The sequence below is a fragment of the Candidatus Methylopumilus turicensis genome, from assembly GCF_000953015.1.
Classification (GTDB): Bacteria; Pseudomonadota; Gammaproteobacteria; order Burkholderiales; family Methylophilaceae; genus Methylopumilus_A; species Methylopumilus_A turicensis.
Genome location: NZ_LN794158.1, coordinates 1,454,405 through 1,475,165 on the forward strand (window position 1 = coordinate 1,454,405; position 20,761 = coordinate 1,475,165).

Below are 20,761 nucleotides of genomic sequence, written 5' to 3' on the forward strand. Positions count from 1 at the left end.
ATCGATTATTTCAATGGGGATCAGCGATTTAGAATTGACTTGCCCAGCTTTTGAGCCAAAGCAAATCAGGACTACCGCTGATGGCTTTGACTTGATGCGAGCGATCATAATAGTAAGTGCGTGGAAGCTCGCCATACCATGCTTTATCAACGCTGTATCTCAAGCGCTCTTCATCAGGCTCTGAAAATTGCCAGGCGTCATAAGCAACCGGCAATCGAATTTTTTTCAGCGCGTTGACCACTTCTTGTGAGGTGCTCAGGCCATCTGTATTGACTAATACCAAGTGAACTTTAGGATGCTGTTTGACAAGCTCTCCTAGGGTGGTGAGTTCATCCAAGCAATAATTACAGTCCAAGGACCAAAAAGCCAAAATCAAGGGCTGGCCTTGGTAAGCCTTTTCAATGGCTAATCGGCTAGCACCAACAAATGGCTTGAGTGGCTTAGCGTCAACCTGATGACTTAACAACAAACCAAGAAGTAAAAAGAGCCTCAACATTTGCTTCATAACGCAACCTTTAACCATACAAAACCATCGGATTCGGTATTCCACGCCAGATAGGCTTTTGCCTCTTTCAACAACAATTGTGGGTAATCCGACTTGCCTTTGGTTTGCTTAATCACAATCGGCGCGTCCCAAGAGCGACCACCATCGTTGGACTTAGCAAGTTTTATTAGACTGGCTGTCTCCGTCATCTCCTTCCAAGCAAGCCACACCTGTTCCCCATCACTTATTAAAGCAGGATGTCCCGCCTGACTATTCGCATCGCCGAAGCGCTTTGCCGGAGAAGAAACCCAAGCTTCGCCATCCATGCGGGCATAAAACAAGCCAGCTTTATCACCGCCATCAAACCATGCCATGTGATAACCCCAGTCGCCACCTCTAGCAATAGCTGGGCCATGATGCGGACATGCATCAATCTTCCAATTGCCAAAACTAGCGCGATGAATTGTTGGATTCGTTGCGTTGACGCTTACTTTGGCCATTGCATGGTCGCGCACACCACCATCAAAAAGATGGCGCCACATCATCACCGCATCGCCTTGTTCATTTGCCATTATTGCAATGCGGCAACACTCACAGCTGCTATCTGCGACTTTACGTTCTGGACTAAAACTTGCCCCAGCGTCGTCTGAAAACGCATAATAAATCGCGGCACCTTCATAAGCTTGCTTGGCTTTTTTTGCTGCAATCAAATCACGTTTATCTACCCAAGCCACATATATTCGGCCGGATGGCGAGACTGCTAGACCATCAAAGCGGTGGGTAATCTCAGCGCGGTCTTGATGCACAATACTCGGCTGTGAAAAGGTTTTGCCGCCATCAGTCGACCGCGAAAACCAAATATAACCGCTATAGGGCGTTGGTAAAGCTTGCGTCCAAGTCACATAAATATTGCCATTTTTAGCAATAGCCATTTTGGGACGTGCATCACCATCTGTGCCAACTTTGTGGGCTTGCTGATTTAGTTTTTTCGGTGCTGAAAATACTAAAGGCGAACTCGCTGTCGCCTTGTCGACCAGCACAAAGCCATCTTTAACACTCACACGCCAAAGATTATCTTGCCCATCAAGCGCGACTGAGACCGCCAATGGTGGTCCATGGTCGTGGCCCTCATGGGCCTCAGCATTGAATGCCAGCGCCATCACTAAAGCCAAACTCAATAGTAGTTTTATCGTTTTCATTACTTTCATAAATCCCATTATACAAACTTAATAATCAAATTTAATTTGGGCGTACAAAGTACGTTGTGGCAATGGATGCGAAACATAAGCTTTATAGTTAGTCAGATTATCTATCCCAACAGAAGCCATCCAGCGGTCAGCAAATTTATAGTTGGCTTTCACATCCATCAAGAAAAACTGACTCGCTGCTCGATAAGTGTCAGGGTTCACATCCGAGTTATCCAGGTTAATATATTGTCTGCCGCTATAACGCGCACCTACACTGACTGTGAAATCGTCACTCACATGGTAAGTGGCGACTGCTTTATACAGCTGTTTAGGAATTCTGGGTGCATTTTTGCCCACATAGACGGGGGCCGCATCATCCTGCAAAACTTTCGCATCAGTCCAAGTGGCATTGGCACGAATATCTAAGCCGGAAATAAAGACATCTTTCCACTCTGTTGCCGCCTCTAATCCGTAGGTACGAATATGGTCTACGTTTTGTGTAAATGTACAAGGAGTCATTGTGTTAACGGTTGGACAATTTAAAGTGTTTACCGTTTGAGTCTGCGAAAGCAAAGCATCGTATTTGTGCTCATTAAAAGCGCTTAGACGAATTAATCCATTAGAAAAACGCCTTTCTGCTGTTAACTCGGCTGATAGCACCTCCTCTGGTTTAAGATTTGGATTGTTGACGACCATACTGCCGCCTACGGTCAACTGCTGATAAAGTTCTGTCACTGTAGGGAAACGGAAAGCTTGTCCAAATGCAGCCCTAAAACCCCAAGCAGGCTGTGGTTCAAAGCTTAAAGAGATTTTCGGTGAAAATTTATTAGAGTATTTATCTTGATAATTGGCAACACTTGTTGTGGATTGATTACGCCCTTCACTAGCCCGCCAAAACTCCTGACGCGCACCCAAGGTTAAAGCCCATCGGGGGTTGAGTTGCCATTTATCCTGCACATAGACAGCCTGAGTTTGCGTATCGCCTTGAGAAGATGCGTTAAAGTTACCCTTGCTAATCGCAGACCAGTCAGCACTATTCGTCGTTGTACTGCGTAATTGATAATCATCAATATGGTAGCCAACATCCAAGGTATGATTTCGTGGACGCAAAGTTCCACGCGCATCAAACACTGTCCAGCCTGTGCCTGACAAATCAGTCACGACACCACTGCGGTCGATATAGGGGTTGCCCGTACTGATTCTAGCGCTCGCATTAAGGTCTTTTTGATAATCATAATCAGACAAATTAAACTGCCAATCAAAAAAGCCTTTGGTATTCGATTTCAATTCCAGAGCTTGCATGATGTGCAAAGCATCTGTCTTTCCTGGGCTAATGGCAGGAAGTGTATATTTAGCGCCATTAAAGCTCACATCTCCTGCATATACAGGGTTTCCATTCGTATCCTTGAGATAACTTTGAACGTCAGTCTTTCCATCAATGTCCCATAAGCCGATGGTATAAGCCGCTTTAATTTCAGGTGTAAAGTCGTAAGTCGCCTTAAATTTGGTATTAATTTGCTCACTTTTATCAATGCTCGTTGCGCCAAAAATAACACGACTCTTATTTTTTTCGCTGATATCTTGGTATGCACCTGTTACAAGAGTTCCTCCAGCAGAAGGACTTTTTACGTCACTGAAGGCATAATCCATAGGCTGACCAGTATTTTCTAGCCTATCCACACCTAATCTAAAGCTAAAATCATTGATTTTATCTCCGACCGAAGCACTTTGATGATTACCCCAATTCGTCACATCAGTGCCATACAACTTAAAGTTCTGTACAAAACTTTGTACATTGGCATGTGCCTCAAACTTTTCAGGCATACGTGTATGAATACTGATCACACCGCCAAAGGAATTACCTGCATAAAGTGAAGAGAATGGTCCATACATCATGCTGATGCTTTCAATTTCTTCAGGACTTACCATGCCCCAGCGAGGCGGATAGGAAAAGGAGTTACCAAGCAGGTTGGAAAGCAATATGCCATCGGCATAAAGCAAGCTTTGGGCACTAGAGATGGCGCCAATCGTGCGTGTCGCAATAATCCCATTACGGTCTCCAATGAAACGCTCACGCACTTGAATGCTTGGTAAATACTTCATTGTTTGGGCTGGTGTGGCGGCATTCACGCTGTCTTGTATTTGTTGTCTATCGTAAGTTTCAACGGTAGCGGGATACTTCATAATGCGGCTATCAATCGCGGGTGCACGCACTTCAACATTTTGAATCTTAAGTTCCTCATCAATTGCGAGGGCTTGTTGGCTAAATGCAGTGAGAATAGTCAGCGCAGGAATTGTAATGTGGCGACCCCATGGGGCATTTTTTGCCTCAAAAAGCGCTTTAATTTGTAAGTGAGTCATTGGGCATCTCAATCAAAAATCCAAAGAAAAGATGCGTTAATCGATAGGCGCGATTAAGCGCTTACGCATCAATAAAAAAACTCATTAGATTGAGAGTGCGGGTGGGGCGTGCGAGGGAGGGGTGACTTGGTGAAAGGCGCTTGGTAAAACTTGAGCATGAATTTCAATAAGCTGAGTTGCATTAATTTCTGCTAAGAATAATGTAATTGGGGAGGTTGGAATAGCAGTACTGCCCGCATGCGTTGCACAATAAGGGCAATGCTCAAAATGCATAGCCACTTGATTTTGGCTTGGGGCTTTTTGCGTATCTACGGCTAAATCAACCGCAATCAATCGCTTTGTGCCTTGCGCGCTACAAATCTCTTGCAACATGGTTGGCCGATTATTTTTTACTGAAAAAGCATGAGAAATGCTAGGGGCTAGCGACGCAAAAACGACTGCCGCGATGGCAATCCAGCTGGTTAATCTCTTTGCATAGCGCGTAAACATCAGATGATTATACTTTAGGGTGGGCTAAAAGCGCTATCGCCTAAAAAACTTTCAAATATCGCAAAGTAAGTCGCTGATCTTCAAAATAACCATTTTCTGTTTTGATATCACTACCATATTGCACAGTGAAGCGCCCAATAGGGTATTTGGCCCTGGCAAACACTTGATAGCGTTGGATGTCTTTTGCATTATCCTGTTTGACACCATCGATTGTTCCTTCTGCACCGAGTGTATAGAAGTAGCTCGCTGAGACCTCATAGACGGGTGTTAACGCGTAACTCAACCCCACTTGCGCATTATATTGCGCACTTTGTTGAAGCTTGGTTTGTCTTGCTTGGTATAAATACTCCGCATTATCTCCAGTCCACACTACATCCAATGCGGCCATTACATTCAACTTATCAGCAATTGGCTGTTGATAAGCTGCCTGCAAAGCCGTTCTGTAGACATTCTCTCCAACGTTAAAGTAACGATTTTTATCGTAACTTCCTATGGGTAAAGAAAGATATGCCCCAAGGGCAAAATATCGATGGGTTTCACGATTGGCATAGGGCCAATAGGCTAATAAAAAAGTGGTGTCCCCTAATCCAGAGTCACTTGATAGTCCAGCAAGAGACTTTTGCGGGTGAACAGCTCCCATTGGCACATTCGCATAAACATAGGCGGGTTGGTTTGCAATGGTGAATGAATGACCCAAACGCCATTGGTAAACATCTGAAGAGATTTGCCCAGAACCATCTGTCTTAATCCCGGCTTTGAAAAAATCACTGCGCTCGGAATGCTGATAAGTCAATTGTATGGTACTGATGCCAGGAGGCGGCGGACGTGCATCGTTAGGCTGCAAATCAATCGCTAGCGCTTCATAAGATTGCAGCGCGAACAAAAAGCTGATGAGGGTAAATTTTAAGGAGTAACACTTCATGCTAGGCTTTTCACAATCGCGCATTTAAAGACTTTGATTCTAGCGCTGAGGATTTTTAAAACCATCAATCAATAGCAATACAACACCGCCAGTGATTGCGGAATCGGCCACATTAAATGCTGGCCAATAAAAAGCTTGGTAATGGAAGAATAGGAAATCCACCACATAGCCCAAAGTCAGCCTATCGTAGAGGTTGCCTAACGCCCCACCCAACACCAGCGCAATCGCAAAACAAAATAGCTTTTGCTCAGGATTTTTACGCAGCAAATAGACCATAACAGCGGAAGCGACAATCGCCACAGCCGCAAAAAAGAAATGCTGCCAACCACCTTGATTTGCTAAAAAACTAAACGCCGCACCTTCATTATGAAAGCGAACCAAATCAAAGAACGAAGAGATTTGAACGCGTTCGCCATATTCAAACGCCTGCTGAATAAGATGTTTGGTGTAAACGTCTATCGCAATCACAATCCCGCTAAGGCTTAACCATTTACGCATGGGTACGCTTTTCACCTTGACCAAATAAATTGCTCACACAGCGACCACAAATCGTTGGGTGCTCAGCGCTTGCGCCTACATCCTCACGATAATGCCAGCAACGGTCACATTTAGCGTGTTTGCTTGCCGCAACCTTGAATGTCAAACCTGAACCTGATTGCTTTTCAAGATTCGCTTGCGAAGTAATCAATACAAAATGAAGCGCATCTTCCATACGAGCAAGTGAATCATAAGCAGCGCCATCCGCAGCAATGCTGATTTCAGCCTGCAATGAAGAACCCACCTCACCTGCACCACGTTTTTCTTCAATTGCCTTATTGGCTAACGCACGCACTTCGATAATGTTTTTCCAGTCGTCGATTTGGGCATCGCTCAAACCATGCGCAGGCAAGTCATACCAAAGCTCTTCGAATACGGTTGCGTCTTTATCCAAGCCTAATGTTTGCCAAATCTCGTTAGCCGTAAAGCTCAAGATAGGCGCCATCAAACGCATCATGGTTTGGGTAATGTGATACAAAGCGCTTTGCGCCGCACGACGAGCATGTGACTTTTCACCCGTGGTATAGAGACGGTCTTTAAGAATGTCTAAATAAAAACTGCCTAAATCTTCAGAGCAGAAGCCCACAAATTTTTGCACCGCCAAGTGAAACTCATAACGATCAAAATCCGCCAAGACTTCTGTTTGTAATTTCGCTGTAAGCACAAGTGCATAACGGTCAATTTCAAGCCATTGGTCAACGGGCAGTAAATCTTTGCTTGCATCAAAGTCAGCTAAATTGGCCATTAAGAAACGTAAAGTATTACGAATGCGGCGATAGCTTTCTGCCACGCGCTTGAGAATCTCATCAGAAATCGTCAGTTCACCTGAGTAATCAGTCGATGCTACCCACAAACGTAAGATGTCGGCACCGTAAGTATCCATTACCTTTTGCGGCGCAACCACGTTGCCTTTGGATTTACTCATTTTGTGACCAGCACCATCCACCACAAAACCATGCGTGAGCAGGGCTTCGTAAGGGGCGCGGCCATCAATCGCACACCCTGTTAAAAGTGAGCTTTGGAACCAACCACGATGTTGGTCTGAACCTTCTAAATACAAAGCAGCAGGGTGTTTTAATTCTGGACGACGTTTAAGCACAGCCGCATGCGTTGAGCCCGAATCAAACCAAACGTCTAAAGTATCAGTCACTTTTTTGTATTGGTCTGCGTTTTCTGGTGCATGTTTGGCCAAGAAAGCAGCGGCATCTAAACTAAACCAAGCTTCAACGCCTGTTTGCTCTGTCAGCAAAGCAGCTTGTTCTAATAACTCAGCTGTTTTTGGATGTGGCTCGCCAGTTTCTTTGTGCACGAATAGTGGCATCGGCACGCCCCAATTTCGTTGGCGTGAAACACACCAATCAGGACGGTTTTTAATCATGGCCTCTAAACGCGCACGACCCCAACTCGGGAAAAACTCGGTTTCATCGACAGCTTTATTGGCATACTCACGCAGGCTTTTACCCGATGCGTCTGTTTCATTCATGCCAATAAACCATTGGTGTGTAGCCAATTGCATGAGTGGCGTTTTATGGCGCCAGCAATGGGGGAAGCTATGGTTTAGGCGGGCGCTTGCAACTAAAGCGCCACTTTCTTGCATCAAACCTAAAATCACCTTATTTGCGTCTTGACGACTTAAACCACGAATCGCCTCAAGCTCAACTAAATCACTAGTAAAAAATTTACCGTCTGCACCAATGAGAACACGTGGTTTTTCTTGCGGGAAGTTAGCACGCATGACCAACCAGTCATCATTACCATGCGCAGCAGCGGTATGCACCAAGCCAGTACCAGCTTCAGTGGTCACATGCTCGCCACAAATGACTGGCACTTGGCGCTTATCAAAAGGGTGATTTAACTGAATACCATTTAAGGCAGCACCTTTGCATGACGCGAGTGTTTTAGCATCCTCTTCACCATATCGCGTTAATGTTGCTTGCGCTAAATCATGGCCAAGAATTAACAAACCTTTGCTGGTTTGAATGAGGTCATAATCCAACTCAGGATGCACACTCACGGCTTGGTTGGCAGGCAGAGTCCAAGGTGTCGTCGTCCAAATCACGGCAAAAACATCGCCCAAGATTTCAATGCCAAACGCTTTGTTTAAGTCAGGCTGATTGCCTGACACTTTAAAGCCCACATCAATCGCTGGTGAGTTCACATCTTCATATTCAACTTCAGCCTCTGCCAGTGCAGAACCACAATCTACGCACCAATGCACAGGTTTACTGCCTTGATACAAATAGCCGTTTTTATAAATATCACCTAAAGCGCGCATGATGTCGGCTTCAGTTTTAAAATCCATGGTGAGATAAGGATTATCCCAATCGCCCAACACGCCCAAACGTACGAAGTCTTTCTTTTGGCGTTCCACTTGTTCTTTTGCATAGTCACGGCAAAGCTCGCGGAATTTAGCTGGGGCAATTTCCTTACCGTGATTTTTCTCAACCACCAACTCAATCGGCAAGCCGTGGCAATCCCAACCTGGCACATAAGGGGCATCAAAACCGCTCATGGTTTTAGATTTAACGATAATGTCTTTAAGAATTTTATTCACCGCATGACCGATATGAATATCGCCGTTTGCGTAGGGCGGGCCATCATGCAAAATAAATTTAGGTTTACCCGCGCGCGCTTTGCGAATGCGCTCATAGAGCTTTTTATCTTGCCATTCTTTAAGCCACGCTGGTTCACGCTTAGCCAAGTCGCCACGCATAGGGAAGCTGGTCTCAGGGAGATTGAGCTTATATTTCGAGTCTTGTTTTGAATCTTCAGTCATGACGAACTTTCGGTTTTTTACTTTTAATTATCTAAATTTTATTTGAAAAAATGACGTGCCACTTGCACGTCTTTTGCGATTTGGGCTTTTAACGCGTCTAAACCGTCAAATTTCATTTCATCTCGAATTTTATGGAAAAACTCGACATGCACATGCTTGTCGTATAAATCACCATCAAAATCAAATAAGTGCACTTCTAACAGCAACTTAGGCACACCAGCAATGGTCGGCCTCACGCCTAAATTGGCAACGCCATTCAAACCGTTTAATTTTACTGCATACACACCGGTTAAGGCAGGTCGTTCGTGCCGCATATGCACATTTGCTGTCGGAAACCCTAGCTTTCTACCTAATTGCGCTCCGTGAATCACTTTGCCACTAATACTATAAGGACGACCAAGTAGATTTTTAGCGACATCAAGCCGACCTGCCGCAAGCGCATTTCTTATGCGGGTGCTAGAAACACGCTCACTATCGCCAAGGGATTGCACATCTTCATCGCTTAAATTAACTTGCGGCAGGCTAATGAGATTTAATCCTGCATTAGCAATATCAACAACGCCGCCACGGCGACCTGCACCGAAACTAAAATCTTCACCCACTAAAACAGTTTTAGCATTGAGCGATTTAATCAAAATATCGTTGATAAAAGCTTCACCACTCAAGCTGGCAAAGCGCTGATTAAATCGGCACAAATACACAACATCAACGCCAGCATCTGCAAAGCGCTCTAACTTTTCTCTTAGTGAGGCTAATCTCGCTGGCGCTTTTTCTGGTGAAAAAAACTCGCGCGGATGCGGATCAAACGTCATCACTGCCATTTGTAATGATTGCGCGCTTGCCACTGCTTTAAGCTCTTTGAGCAAAGCTTGATGACCTAAATGCACTCCATCAAAATTGCCTATCGCCAATGCACATGGCTGATTACTCTCACTAGGGAAATGTCTAAGGATTTGCATTGGACTAAATAACAGTGCGCTTCATAAAGTCTTTGAGGCGAATACCCAATGCCCATAGCACAAAGAAATAGGTGCCAGAGCCCAGCACAAGCAATATCAATAAATGCAACAATTTCGGCACCAACTTATAAGCCATCCAAGTAGCGTCTGAACCAGCAGCAAAATGTAAGACCAAAGCCATAGCACCAACCGCTAGCGCAAGTTTTGCCATAAAGGCATACCAACCAGGCTGTGGCTTAAACACACCCGCTTTACGCAAATAAAAATAGAGCAAGCCCGCATTCATACAAGCGCCTAGACCAATCGCCAAGGCTAAACCAGCGTGTTTAAACGGGCCAATAAAAGCCAGATTCATGAGCTGTGTTGATGCCAAGGTAAACAAGGCAATTTTGACTGGGGTTTTAATGTTTTGGCGTGAGTAAAATGCTGGCGCAAGCACTTTTACCAAAATCAGCCCTAACAAACCTAGGCTGTACGCCATCAACGCTTGACGGGTCATCTCTACGTCTAAAGCACTAAATGCCCCATAGTGGAATAAGCCCGTCACTAGTGGCACCGAAAGCACCGCCAAAGCAACTGCCGCTGGCAATGCAAGAATGAATGTGAGTCTCAAGCCCCAGTCCAATAATTGGGAGTACTCACCGTCGGATTTATCAGCGTAGCTTTTCGCCAAACTAGGTAACAAAATGGTACCCAAGGCCACGCCTAAAATTCCGGTAGGAAACTCCATTAGACGGTCCGCATAATAAAGCCAAGAAACACTACCCGTGACTAAAAAAGAAGCAAAAATGGTGTTGATGAGCAGTGAAATTTGCGCAATTGATACGCCGAAAATTGCTGGACCCATCAATTTGAGAATGCGCCAAACACCGGCATCTTTTAAGTTAATCTCAAACCTTGGCAACAAGCCTAGTTTTCGCAGGTAAGGGAGTTGATAGATTAATTGTGCGATACCGCCCGCAAAAACCGCCCAGCCCAAGACCATCACTGAATGATCAAAATAAGGCGCAACAAACATCACTGCGGCAATAAACGAAAGATTCAACCAAACAGGCGTCATGGCTGGCACACGGAAATTACCGAAAGTGTTGAGTACGCCACCCGCCAGCGAAACCAATGAAATAAAGAAAATATACGGGAAGGTGACACGCAGTAAATCGACCGTTAAATCAAATTTGGCTTTATCGGCCGCGAACCCTGGTGCACTTACTTGCACCACCCAAGGGGCAGCTAACATCCCTAGAATGGTAATGACGACTAAAAAAAGCCCCAGCAAGGTAGCCACATGGTTAATCAAGGCCTTGGTTTCATCGACACTGCGCTGTTTTTTATACTCAGCCAGAATAGGTACAAAGGCCTGCGAAAAAGCACCTTCAGCTGAAATTCGACGTAAGAGATTCGGTATTTTGAAGGCAACAAAAAAAGCATCTGTTGCAACACCAGCACCGAACACGCGTGCAATCAAGGTGTCGCGAACGAAACCCAAGATGCGCGAGAGAAATGTCATACTCCCAACGGTGGCAAGTGCTTTAAGCAGATTCATGCGTGTGTTTGTTGTCGTGTAAAATACTGTTGAAATTAATGGCGATTTTAGCATGCGAAGGGCTAAAACCCCGAACGCAATTGATTACAAGCTGCTCACAAGCACATCGCCCACAGCAACATTATTGCAAATAAGCGCAATTTAACGCTGACAATATATTGCAAAAGCTTTAATAAAACGTTAAGATGTTCGGCTTCGTATTTTGTTAATTAGGAAAATTCATGGCTAATACCGCGCAGGCAAGAAAACGTGCTCGTCAGGCAGTTAAGCAACGCGCCCATAACGCCAGCTTGCGTTCTACTTTGCGCACCGCGATCAAAAAGATCATTAAAGCGGTAGAAGCTGGTGACAAAGGTGCTGCTCAAGCTGCATACTCTGAAAATGTGAGTGTTATTGATCGCATTGCAGACAAGAACATTATTCACAAAAATAAAGCTGCTCGTCATAAGAGCCGTTTGAACGCTTCAATTAAGGCAATGGCTTAATCAGTCTAGTTTTAATGAGCGTCAAACAAAAAAGCCGGACTAAATGTTCGGCTTTTTTGTTGTCTATCACTCGATAGTTTTAAGTTACCCAATCCCTAACTCTTCACGCGCTTTGATTGCATTCACAATCACCGTCTCTTGATCTGCACCAATGACAGTATAGTGGCCCATCTTACGCCCCGGGCGTGGCTCATGCTTGCCATACAAATGCAGTTTTAGTTCTGGTCTGGCGAAAATCTTATCCCAAGCAGGCTCAGTACCGTTTTTCCAAACGTCGCCAAGAATATTGACCATCACTGCCTGGCTATGCAAACGACTGTCACCCAAAGGCAAACCCACTAAAGCTCGCAATTGTTGTTCAAACTGATTGGTAACATTTGAATCAATAGTGTAATGGCCTGAATTGTGAGGGCGCGGGGCCATTTCATTGGCTAACAACTCGCCATTGCTCACAAAAAACTCAACTGCTAGCACACCAACGTACTCCAACTTCTCAGCAATCTTAATCGCCAATTGACGCGCCTGGTCTTGAATGGCTTTTGGCGCACGCGCTGGCACAATACTGACATCCAAAATGCCATTTAAGTGACTATTTTCAGCCAAAGGATAAGCCGCAACATTACCTTGCGCATCGCGAGCTAACACTACTGAAACTTCATAATCCAAGCTCAACATTTTTTCTAATACGCACTGCTCGCCTTTGAATGCTTCAAAAGCTGTTTGCGCTTGCGCTTTGTCGGCAACACGCGCTTGGCCTTTGCCGTCATAGCCAAAACGCGCCACTTTTAAAATGGCAGGATAAATTGCATCAGCATCTGCTGGCAAATCTGATGCCGCATTCACCACGACAAATGGCGCAACTGGAATGCCGGCGTCACGGATAAATTGTTTTTCTAATACGCGATGTTGCGCAATTGAAACTGCTTTAGCTGATGGACGAACAGTACGTGTCTGCGCCAAATTTTCCAAGGTGCTTGCAGGAACGTTTTCGAATTCAGTTGTAATCGCTTGGCAAGTTTCTGCCATGGTTTTTAATGCAGCAGCGTCATCATAATCAGCACATAAATGCACATCCGCAATTTTGCCTGCAGGGCTATTTTTATCTGGATCTAGCACGGTAACGCGATAACCCATTTCGTGGGCAGCAATCACAAAAAACCGACCAAGCTGGCCGCCGCCCAACATTCCCAGCATTGCTGGAGGAAGGATGATATGAGAACTCAAGGCTGCTCCGTTAATGTCATATTCAATACTTTTGCGGTTTGTGCCGCACGAAAATCTTCTAGTTTTTTAGCCAAATCTACATCACTATTCGCCAAAATAGACACAGCGAACAAGCCAGCATTCGTTGCTCCGGCATCGCCAATCGCAAAAGTAGCCACTGGAATGCCTTTTGGCATTTGCACAATAGAGAGTAAAGAGTCGTTACCTTGTAAGTGTTTACTCGCAACAGGAACGCCTAACACAGGCAATGTAGTCTTAGCAGCAACCATCCCAGGCAAGTGTGCAGCACCCCCCGCACCAGCGATAATCACTTGAATGCCTTTAGCTGAAGCTGTTTCGGCAAATTCAAACATCAAGTCTGGTGTGCGATGTGCAGAAACCACTTGCGCTTCATACGGCACACCGAAATCTGCCAACATTTGCGCAGCCAATTTCATGGTTGGCCAGTCGCTGTCAGACCCCATAATAATGGCTACTTTTGGTGATGTTTTAGTCATGGTTGCCCCAGTACTTAAATGTAAATCTTACAAAAGAATAAGGTTATCTCGGTGTATCAATTCAGCTTCATCCACATAACCCAAAATGGATGCAATCTCACTGCTCGGCTGACGCAAAATTCGCGCTGTTTCAGCTGAAGAATAATTCACTAATCCGCGGGCGATTTCTTTGCCTTGCTCATCTAAACAAGCCACAACATCGCCACGTTCAAAACTGCCTTCAACCGCTACAACCCCGACTGGTAATAAACTTTTACCGTCAGTCCGCAACACTTTTACTGCGCCAGTATCGAGTTTTAATTGGCCAGAAACACGCAAATGGTCTGCCATCCACTGTTTCTTAGCAAGCATTTTGCCTTGCTCTGTGTGCAGGTGCGTGCCAATGACTTCGCCAGAAGCCAACTTAATGAGCACTTCTTTCTCACGACCAGAAGCAATAATTGTATGTGCGCCACTTCGCGCTGCTCGCTTAGCCGCCAAAACTTTAGTCAACATACCGCCAGTCCCTACGCTACTGCCAGCACCACCCGCCATTTGCTCCAAAGCTTCGTCACCGGCTGTTGCGTGCTGAATAAACTTGGCATCAGGATTTTTGCGTGGGTCAGCTGAATAGAGGCCGGCTTGGTCAGTCAAAATCACTAAAGCATCCGCTTCGATTAGATTAGCGACCAAAGAAGCTAAGGTATCATTGTCCCCAAAACGAATCTCATCAGTGACGACAGTATCGTTCTCATTAATAATTGGAATCACACCTAAATCAAGCAGCGTACGCAAAGTGCTACGCGCATTGAGATAACGCTTACGGTCAGCCAAATCATCATGAGTCAGTAAGACTTGCGCTGTATGTAGTGAGTGCTGAGCAAAACATGACTCATACATTTGCACTAAGCCCATTTGGCCAACTGCCGCCGCAGCTTGCAACTCATTCACCGCTGTTGGACGCTTTTTCCAGCCCAAGCGCTGCATACCTTCGGCCACTGCGCCACTAGAAACCAACACTACTTTTCTTGCTTGAATATCGCCATTCGCTGGACGCACTAATTGGGCGATTTGAGCCGCCCAAGCAGCAATCGCCATTTGGTCTAAACCCTCGCCATTGTTCGTGACTAGGCTAGAACCTACCTTAATCACAATACATTTTGCGTCAGCTAATAATGATTTCATCTCACTCAAACTTTATTCTGCGCTTTCAGCTCTCTTTAATGCTGCCGCTTCTTTGCGAGCTAACTTTTCAGCCGCTAGTTTTGCTTGTTCAGCATCTTCCTCTTCACGCGCTTTTGCGCTCACTTCTTCCACATGATCCATAATCGCATACACAAGCTCTTTACAGCCGATACCGCTGATTGCAGAAGTCGCAAAAGTACGGCCTTTCCAGCCGTAAGCTTTTACAAACTCAGCTACTTTTTCGGCTGAGTTTTCAAGCATGTCGACTTTATTCAACACCAACCAACGTGGTTTGTTATAAAGCTCTTCATCATATTTGCGAAGCTCTTCTACAATCGCTCTAGCTTCAGCCACCGGATCAACCGCCTCATCATATGGCGCTAAATCCACAATATGAAGCAGCAAACGCGTACGTGCTAAATGGCGTAGGAACTGGTGACCAAGACCAGCACCTTCAGCAGCACCTTCAATCAACCCAGGAATGTCCGCGATTACAAAACTGCGGTTAGTATCAACGCGAACAACGCCCAAATTAGGATGCAAGGTGGTAAACGGATAGTCGGCAACCTTTGGCTTTGCGGCTGAAACCGAACGAATAAACGTCGATTTACCTGCATTGGGCATACCAAGCAAACCCACATCAGCCAACACTTTAAGCTCTAGATAAAGTTCAATTTCTTCGCCTGGCTCACCTTTAGTGCACTGGCGTGGTGAGCGATTCAAACTCGACTTGAAGTGAATATTACCTAAACCACCCTTGCCACCTTTAGCCAACATCGCACGCTGCCCGTGCTCGGCCAGATCAATCAATGTTTGACCTGAGGCTTTATCACTAATGACAGTGCCAACAGGTACGCGCAACACCATGTCATCACCACCAGCGCCGTAACAATCAGAGCCACGGCCGTTTTCACCACGCTGTGCGCGGAAGCTACGTGTATAGCGATAATCGACCAATGTATTAATATTGCGGTCAGCCTCAAAGTATACGGAACCGCCATGGCCGCCATCGCCGCCATTTGGTCCGCCCATGGGCTCATATTTTTCACGACGGAAAGTTGCTACACCATTACCGCCATCACCCGCAAAAAGCTTAATGGTAGCTTCATCTATAAATTTCATTGGTCACCGCATAATTGATATAACACTTCGGACTCAGCATTGGAACTCAAGCTTAAAATCCATTTTGAACTAACCGTATCATACCGCCAAGTTAGCCCCATATAAAACAAAAAAGCCCTACCAAGCGATAGGGCTTTTTATAGTGCTCGATAGCATTAAAGTGGGATGATGCTTACCATCTTACGACGCAACGCACCTTTAATAGCGAAAGCAACTTTACCGTCTACTTTTGCATATAGTGTGTGGTCTTTACCCATGCCGACATTTTCACCAGCGTGCATACGTGTGCCACGTTGACGAACGATGATGCTACCAGCTGAAACTTCTTGCTCACCAAAGGCTTTAACACCTAATCGTTGGGCCTGTGAGTCACGACCGTTACGGGAACTCCCGCCAGCTTTCTTATGTGCCATTTTCTACTCCTTATTCAGCTGCTTTAGCTTTTGCAGCTTTAGCTTTTGCTGGTTTAGTTGAAGCGCCACCGAAATCTGCAATTTGGATTTCTGTATAGCTTTGACGATGACCTTGTGTCTTACGGTAGTGTTTACGACGACGGAATTTGAAAATCATTACCTTGTCGCCACGGCCGTGTGATAACACTTTAGCTGTCACGCTAGCGCCAGCGATTAATGGCGCACCAATAGTGACATTCTCACCATCAGCCAACACTAATACTTGATCGATAGTAACGTCGCTACCGACATCACCCGTTAATTTTTCTACCTTAAGCCTTAGGCCAGGAGTTACGCGGTACTGTTTACCGCCAGTCTTGATGACTGCATACATGATTAAGCCTCGTTTGCTACGCATTCAAATGAACTGCGCATTATACGTAAAATTCGGACTTAAGCAAATACAAAATAGGCTTTATCTAAAAAACCTTAAGCACCTAAATCAAGCTACACATCATATTTTAACCTAAGTAAGCTTATCACCAGGTTTTTAGCGCTTTATCCGCATAAAAAGTCCGGCGAAACAGGCCTTATAAATGCTAAAATTGCTATAAATTTTATTGGTAGCTTCAATTGTCACTTAGCCTTATTCAATCAAGCATTGCAGACGACATGCGTGCCGTCGATGACGTCATCCGTCAATCACTCCATTCTGAAGTCGTCCTCATTAATCAAGTGGCGGATTACATCATTAATAGCGGTGGCAAACGCTTGCGTCCTGCTTTAGTGCTTTTATCTGCAGGCGTTTTCGGAAAAATTGAGCCGCACCACCACATGCTCTCTGCAGTTGTGGAATTCATCCACACCGCGACCTTATTACATGATGACGTTGTTGATGAGTCTGCCATGCGTCGCGGCCGCGCAACCGCAAATACCCTATTTGGTAACGCCGCCAGCGTGTTAGTAGGTGATTTTGTTTATTCGCGCGCCTTCCAAATGATGGTAAGCGTTCAGAATATGCGCGTCATGGATATTTTGGCTGAAGCCACCAACATCATTGCTGAAGGCGAAGTGTTACAACTGCTCAACATTAATGATGCTGATATTAGCGATGAAGACTATCTTCGCGTCATTCATTACAAAACGGCTAAATTATTTGAGGCCGCCACTCGATTAGGCGCTGTAATTTGCCAAGCATCAGCCCACGATGAACAGGCCATGGCAGAGTATGGCATGCGCTTAGGCACAGCCTTCCAACTCATTGACGATGTGCTTGATTTAAGCGGCGAGAGCGAAGATATCGGTAAGAATCTTGGCGACGACATCGCTGAAGGAAAGCCAACGCTACCGCTACTATATGCGATGAGAAACGGCAACGAAGCCCAGCGCAATCTTATTCGTAACGCCATTGAACAAGGGGGCTTGGAGGATTTAGCTGCTGTGACACAAGCGGTTAAAGAGACGGGTGCCTTAGACTACGTGAGAGGCCTTGCAAAACAAGAAGCGACGCTTGCATGCCAAGCGATTGCACATTTACCAAAGACAGCCCAACACCAAGCACTGATTGATTTAGCAGAATTTTCCGTCGCCAGAACCTATTAATTAAGGGTAATAGGCTCGCCGTTTTCTGGGTTGAAGTAAGTCAATTGCGCGCAAGCATTCTTGCCATTCGTGAGTGTGCCGTTAAATAAGGACTCCCCGTCCACATCGACCACGGCATAACCGCTGTGATATAGAGTCACTTCAGCCTCTTGACGACCCAAGCGCATCGCATAGCTCATATAATCGTCAGTTTCCTCTTCATTAAATACTTCCCAGTTTTTATGGCCCGTCAGCTGGGCCATCCAATTAGGCAAATCTACCTCTACGCGGCAGACAACAGGCTTAGTCCAAGCTTCCACTTGGGTTTCATCCATTTCTAATATTGAGGCTTCTACATTTGGCTCAGGGCGCATACAATCTTTTCCTAACAGCAGTTTTATTCATTATATATTGGAGACTGTTTTTTGCATTTCAATAGCGCATATTATTTATGGAGTTGCCCTGACCAATATTCAATGCGAATATGCTCTTCATTAAGATCAACCAATAAACAAAAGAAAGTCTCATGTCCGAATTAATTGCGCTCATTCAACAAAACTCAACCATTTTCATCATTATCGCCAGCCTCTTAGGCCTTGTGACTGGTAGCTTCTTGAATGTGGTGATACACAGATTGCCCATCATGATGGAGATGAATTGGCGCGAACAATGTGCCTCACTTAACGGTATTGATCATGCCGAAAAAACCAAAAAATATAATTTAATCAATCCGCGATCAACCTGCCCGCATTGCCAAAAAGCCATCGCAGCATGGCACAATATTCCTGTCATTAGCTTTCTAGTACTTGGCGGTAGATGCAAAGAATGTAAAGCTACTATTAGCTGGCGTTACCCTGCTGTTGAAATCATCAGTGCATTAATAGTGGGCCTAACTGCCTATCAGTTCGGCTTTTCGATCAACGCCTTGGCCGCATCAGCGTTTGTTCTAGCGCTGTTAACACTCACCTTGATAGATTTAGACACCCAGCTTTTACCAGACGACATCACCCTGCCGCTACTTTGGCTAGGCTTGCTTTTCAACCTAAATGGCGGCTTCACAGATATTCAATCAGCCATCATCGGTGCAGTAGCGGGCTATTTAATCTTGTGGATCGTTTATTGGGCATTTAAGCTGATTACGGGCAAAGAAGGCATGGGCTATGGTGACTTTAAAATGCTAGCGGCAATAGGCGCTTGGTTTGGCTGGGCGATGCTCCCAGCGGTCATCCTGCTCTCCTCCATTGCCGGCTCAATTATCGGGATTGGCTTGATTATTTTCGCTAAAAAGGGAAGAAACACCGCCATTCCTTTTGGGCCTTATCTCGCACTCGGTGGCATTGCAGCCTTGTTTTGGGGCACGCAACTTTCACACTTATATTTGGGTGGCTAAGCGATGTATGTTGTTGGACTCACAGGTGGCATAGGTAGCGGAAAAAGTGAAGCAGCAAGGCTATTTGCTGAGCTAGGGGTGCCTATCGTGGACGTCGACATCATCAGCCATGAATTAACCGCCAGCGGCCAAGGCACTTTGGAAGAAATTACCCAGGTTTTTGGTAAAGATATGCTAAATAGCGATGGCAGCCTCAATAGAGCAGCTTTACGCCAAAAAGTGTTTGCAGATCGCGAAGCTAGAAAAAAACTAGAAACCATTCTCCATCCAGCCATTTACAACAAGGCAATGGAAGCGCTTAATAAAAATGCTACAGCTCCTTATCAAGTTTTAGCCATTCCGCTTTTGTTTGAAAGTGACCGTTACTTAAAAATCATCAATCGCAGTCTAGTGATTGATAGTAGTCCTGAGATGCAAATTTCCAGAGCAAGCAAGCGAGACGGCCTTTCAGAGTCGGATATTCAGAAAATCATTGATATCCAAATACCACGTGAAAAGCGAAACGCACTCGCAGACGATATCATTTTAAATGACGGCTTAATTGAAGAATTAAAAGAGAAAATTAAGCGCGTACATGAGAAATATATCAATACTTGCGTAATTGACAATTCAAACCCATAATCTGACGTATCTAAGTGTTTAATAAAATATTTAAGCGAAAACTAAAGTGGCGATTTACGAATTTCCTTTTAACGAAAGAATCAGAACTCTGCTTCGTCTAGAGGATTTATTCTCTAAGGTTTTGCTTAATATCGCTTCAGAACACCCAAGCCATCACCATAATGCCATTGTGTCTTTTTTCCAGATTCTGGATATTCTTGACCGTACAGATTTAAAAACTGACCTACTACAAGAGTTAGATCGCCAAAAAGTCATCATGACAAGTTTAGTAGGCAATCCAAACATCGCATCTGAAGTGCTTCAGCCTATTTTAGACAAAATCATTGGCACGTCAGCGCGACTTAGAACCATTAGCACCAGAATAGGCCAGCCGCTCAAAGAAAACGAGTGGCTGATGTCGATTAAACAGCGCGCTGTTATTCCTGGCGGCTTGTGCGAGTTTGATTTGCCCTCTTACCATTATTGGTTAGAAAGTCCTGCGGAGGAACGAAAGCAGGATTTAGAAAAATGGTTAGGTCACGTCACGCCAATCTATGACGCACTAGGAATCATTCTAAACATCCTCAGAGGAAGCGGTAAAGGCGTTGCAAATATTGCTGTCAATGGGGCTTACCAGCAAATGCTTGGTAATGCAAAACCAGCCCAAATGTTGCAAGTAAAAGTCGATGACGACTTAAATTGCTATCCTGAAATTAGTGCTAATAAATATGCAATCAATTTGCGCTTTATCTCCATGAGCCGCACTGAAAAACCACATCCATGTGAATTTGATATTCCATTCTCACTCACACTCGGCAACCTTTAATTCTTTTTTAAGTTTAGTCCCCAATGCAATCTGTCGAAAAAAAACGTCTAGTCCCATGCCCAGAATGTGGAAAACTTTCTGAATTTAGTCCTAGCAATGCGTTTAGACCCTTTTGCTCTGAGCGATGCAAAATGATTGATTTAGGCATTTGGGCAAGTGAAGGCTATCGCATTGAAACACCTATCACTGCAGATGATTTAGATACAGAAGGTCTGAATTAAG

The 20,761-nt window shown here is 45.0% G+C and carries 22 protein-coding genes; 6 read left to right on the plus strand and 16 right to left on the minus strand.

What is annotated here, in order from left to right:
• Positions 1-28: 28 nt before the first annotated feature.
• The 9 genes from BN1209_RS07330 to murJ all read right to left on the minus strand — a co-directional run bounded on the left by BN1209_RS07330 (position 29) and on the right by murJ (position 11,258).
• Positions 29-505 carry a TlpA disulfide reductase family protein gene (locus BN1209_RS07330; protein ID WP_052661124.1) on the minus strand — a complete coding sequence of 159 codons (477 nt, stop codon included), beginning with the start codon at positions 503-505 and terminating at the stop codon, positions 29-31.
• Positions 502-1,683 (minus strand): sialidase family protein, encoded by a 1,182-nt coding sequence (locus BN1209_RS07335; RefSeq protein ID WP_045752053.1) that lies wholly within the window; start codon positions 1,681-1,683, stop codon positions 502-504. The genes BN1209_RS07330 and BN1209_RS07335 overlap by 4 nt, the downstream gene beginning before the upstream one ends.
• A gap of 27 nt (positions 1,684-1,710) precedes the next feature.
• Positions 1,711-4,032, minus strand: a complete 2,322-nt coding sequence (locus BN1209_RS07340; RefSeq protein ID WP_052661125.1) for a TonB-dependent receptor — start codon at positions 4,030-4,032, stop codon at positions 1,711-1,713.
• An 84-nt stretch (positions 4,033-4,116) separates the two neighbouring features.
• Complete coding sequence (locus BN1209_RS07345; RefSeq protein WP_052661126.1) at positions 4,117-4,521, minus strand: DUF2946 domain-containing protein; 405 nt, start codon at positions 4,519-4,521, stop codon at positions 4,117-4,119.
• A 40-nt stretch (positions 4,522-4,561) separates the two neighbouring features.
• Positions 4,562-5,443 (minus strand): transporter, encoded by an 882-nt coding sequence (locus tag BN1209_RS07350; RefSeq protein WP_171816517.1) that lies wholly within the window; start codon positions 5,441-5,443, stop codon positions 4,562-4,564.
• Between the two features lie 39 nt (positions 5,444-5,482).
• Entirely contained in the window at positions 5,483-5,941 is a 459-nt protein-coding gene (lspA, locus tag BN1209_RS07355) for a signal peptidase II (protein WP_171816518.1), read from the minus strand.
• On the minus strand, positions 5,934-8,756 hold the full coding sequence (gene ileS, locus BN1209_RS07360) for an isoleucine--tRNA ligase (RefSeq protein ID WP_045751599.1): 2,823 nt from the start codon (positions 8,754-8,756) through the stop codon (positions 5,934-5,936). Before ileS ends, lspA begins: the two co-directional genes overlap by 8 nt.
• Positions 8,757-8,794: 38 nt before the next feature.
• Positions 8,795-9,715: a bifunctional riboflavin kinase/FAD synthetase gene (locus BN1209_RS07365; RefSeq protein WP_045751600.1), complete on the minus strand. Its 921-nt coding sequence runs from the start codon at positions 9,713-9,715 to the stop codon at positions 8,795-8,797.
• A gap of 4 nt (positions 9,716-9,719) precedes the next feature.
• Positions 9,720-11,258 carry a murein biosynthesis integral membrane protein MurJ gene (gene murJ / locus BN1209_RS07370; protein ID WP_045752056.1) on the minus strand — a complete coding sequence of 513 codons (1,539 nt, stop codon included), beginning with the start codon at positions 11,256-11,258 and terminating at the stop codon, positions 9,720-9,722.
• 221 nt (positions 11,259-11,479) lie between these two features.
• Here murJ and rpsT point away from each other — a divergent pair, with 221 nt between their 5' ends.
• Entirely contained in the window at positions 11,480-11,743 is a 264-nt protein-coding gene (gene rpsT, locus BN1209_RS07375; protein WP_045751601.1) for a 30S ribosomal protein S20, read from the plus strand.
• An 84-nt stretch (positions 11,744-11,827) separates the two neighbouring features.
• Here the strand turns inward: rpsT and BN1209_RS07380 are convergent, their stop codons facing one another.
• From BN1209_RS07380 to rplU, 6 genes are all read right to left on the minus strand, one after another.
• On the minus strand, positions 11,828-12,928 hold the full coding sequence (locus tag BN1209_RS07380) for a 5-(carboxyamino)imidazole ribonucleotide synthase (protein WP_231855167.1): 1,101 nt from the start codon (positions 12,926-12,928) through the stop codon (positions 11,828-11,830).
• Between the two features lie 35 nt (positions 12,929-12,963).
• Positions 12,964-13,464 carry a 5-(carboxyamino)imidazole ribonucleotide mutase gene (purE, locus tag BN1209_RS07385; protein WP_045751603.1) on the minus strand — a complete coding sequence of 167 codons (501 nt, stop codon included), beginning with the start codon at positions 13,462-13,464 and terminating at the stop codon, positions 12,964-12,966.
• A 27-nt stretch (positions 13,465-13,491) separates the two neighbouring features.
• Positions 13,492-14,628 (minus strand): glutamate 5-kinase, encoded by a 1,137-nt coding sequence (gene proB, locus BN1209_RS07390; RefSeq protein WP_045751604.1) that lies wholly within the window; start codon positions 14,626-14,628, stop codon positions 13,492-13,494.
• Positions 14,629-14,640: 12 nt separating this feature from the next.
• The gene (gene obgE / locus BN1209_RS07395) at positions 14,641-15,750 is read right to left on the minus strand and encodes a GTPase ObgE (RefSeq protein WP_045751605.1); all 1,110 of its coding nucleotides are present in this window, start codon (positions 15,748-15,750) and stop codon (positions 14,641-14,643) included.
• Positions 15,751-15,905: 155 nt separating this feature from the next.
• On the minus strand, positions 15,906-16,163 hold the full coding sequence (rpmA, locus tag BN1209_RS07400; protein WP_045751606.1) for a 50S ribosomal protein L27: 258 nt from the start codon (positions 16,161-16,163) through the stop codon (positions 15,906-15,908).
• Between the two features lie 10 nt (positions 16,164-16,173).
• Positions 16,174-16,536, minus strand: a complete 363-nt coding sequence (rplU, locus tag BN1209_RS07405; RefSeq protein ID WP_045751607.1) for a 50S ribosomal protein L21 — start codon at positions 16,534-16,536, stop codon at positions 16,174-16,176.
• 239 nt (positions 16,537-16,775) lie between these two features.
• On the opposite strand from rplU, the gene BN1209_RS07410 reads away from it, so the two are divergent.
• Entirely contained in the window at positions 16,776-17,744 is a 969-nt protein-coding gene (locus BN1209_RS07410) for a polyprenyl synthetase family protein (protein WP_231855126.1), read from the plus strand.
• On the opposite strand, the gene BN1209_RS07415 is transcribed toward BN1209_RS07410, so the two are convergent.
• Complete coding sequence (locus BN1209_RS07415; protein WP_045751609.1) at positions 17,741-18,097, minus strand: hypothetical protein; 357 nt, start codon at positions 18,095-18,097, stop codon at positions 17,741-17,743. The genes BN1209_RS07410 and BN1209_RS07415 overlap by 4 nt on opposite strands.
• Before the next feature lie 152 nt (positions 18,098-18,249).
• On the opposite strand from BN1209_RS07415, the gene BN1209_RS07420 reads away from it, so the two are divergent.
• Genes BN1209_RS07420 through BN1209_RS09060 form a run of 4 tightly spaced genes read left to right on the plus strand, consistent with a single transcriptional unit; the run spans position 18,250 to position 20,760 of the window.
• Entirely contained in the window at positions 18,250-19,113 is an 864-nt protein-coding gene (locus BN1209_RS07420; RefSeq protein ID WP_045751610.1) for a prepilin peptidase, read from the plus strand.
• 3 nt (positions 19,114-19,116) lie between these two features.
• A complete protein-coding gene (gene coaE / locus BN1209_RS07425) occupies positions 19,117-19,734 on the plus strand; it encodes a dephospho-CoA kinase (protein ID WP_045751611.1) in 618 nt (205 codons plus the stop codon).
• A gap of 46 nt (positions 19,735-19,780) precedes the next feature.
• Complete coding sequence (gene zapD / locus BN1209_RS07430; protein WP_045751612.1) at positions 19,781-20,539, plus strand: cell division protein ZapD; 759 nt, start codon at positions 19,781-19,783, stop codon at positions 20,537-20,539.
• A 23-nt stretch (positions 20,540-20,562) separates the two neighbouring features.
• Entirely contained in the window at positions 20,563-20,760 is a 198-nt protein-coding gene (locus tag BN1209_RS09060) for a DNA gyrase inhibitor YacG (RefSeq protein WP_082048428.1), read from the plus strand.
• Position 20,761 lies beyond the last annotated feature (1 nt).

Coding starts and splice junctions, on each gene's coding strand:
- lspA (WP_171816518.1), bottom strand. CDS start 5,941: ATGCGTAAATGGTTAAGCCTTAGCGGGATTGTGATTGCGATAGACGTT.
- BN1209_RS07380 (WP_231855167.1), bottom strand. CDS start 12,928: ATGTTGGGCGGCGGCCAGCTTGGTCGGTTTTTTGTGATTGCTGCCCAC.
- murJ (WP_045752056.1), bottom strand. CDS start 11,258: ATGAATCTGCTTAAAGCACTTGCCACCGTTGGGAGTATGACATTTCTC.
- coaE (WP_045751611.1), top strand. CDS start 19,117: ATGTATGTTGTTGGACTCACAGGTGGCATAGGTAGCGGAAAAAGTGAA.
- BN1209_RS07415 (WP_045751609.1), bottom strand. CDS start 18,097: ATGCGCCCTGAGCCAAATGTAGAAGCCTCAATATTAGAAATGGATGAA.
- BN1209_RS07420 (WP_045751610.1), top strand. CDS start 18,250: ATGTCCGAATTAATTGCGCTCATTCAACAAAACTCAACCATTTTCATC.
- BN1209_RS07365 (WP_045751600.1), bottom strand. CDS start 9,715: ATGCAAATCCTTAGACATTTCCCTAGTGAGAGTAATCAGCCATGTGCA.
- BN1209_RS07335 (WP_045752053.1), bottom strand. CDS start 1,683: ATGAAAACGATAAAACTACTATTGAGTTTGGCTTTAGTGATGGCGCTG.
- ileS (WP_045751599.1), bottom strand. CDS start 8,756: ATGACTGAAGATTCAAAACAAGACTCGAAATATAAGCTCAATCTCCCT.
- BN1209_RS07340 (WP_052661125.1), bottom strand. CDS start 4,032: ATGACTCACTTACAAATTAAAGCGCTTTTTGAGGCAAAAAATGCCCCA.
- purE (WP_045751603.1), bottom strand. CDS start 13,464: ATGACTAAAACATCACCAAAAGTAGCCATTATTATGGGGTCTGACAGC.
- BN1209_RS07330 (WP_052661124.1), bottom strand. CDS start 505: ATGAAGCAAATGTTGAGGCTCTTTTTACTTCTTGGTTTGTTGTTAAGT.
- proB (WP_045751604.1), bottom strand. CDS start 14,628: ATGAAATCATTATTAGCTGACGCAAAATGTATTGTGATTAAGGTAGGT.
- rpsT (WP_045751601.1), top strand. CDS start 11,480: ATGGCTAATACCGCGCAGGCAAGAAAACGTGCTCGTCAGGCAGTTAAG.
- BN1209_RS07345 (WP_052661126.1), bottom strand. CDS start 4,521: ATGTTTACGCGCTATGCAAAGAGATTAACCAGCTGGATTGCCATCGCG.
- rplU (WP_045751607.1), bottom strand. CDS start 16,536: ATGTATGCAGTCATCAAGACTGGCGGTAAACAGTACCGCGTAACTCCT.
- BN1209_RS09060 (WP_082048428.1), top strand. CDS start 20,563: ATGCAATCTGTCGAAAAAAAACGTCTAGTCCCATGCCCAGAATGTGGA.
- BN1209_RS07350 (WP_171816517.1), bottom strand. CDS start 5,443: ATGAAGTGTTACTCCTTAAAATTTACCCTCATCAGCTTTTTGTTCGCG.
- rpmA (WP_045751606.1), bottom strand. CDS start 16,163: ATGGCACATAAGAAAGCTGGCGGGAGTTCCCGTAACGGTCGTGACTCA.
- obgE (WP_045751605.1), bottom strand. CDS start 15,750: ATGAAATTTATAGATGAAGCTACCATTAAGCTTTTTGCGGGTGATGGC.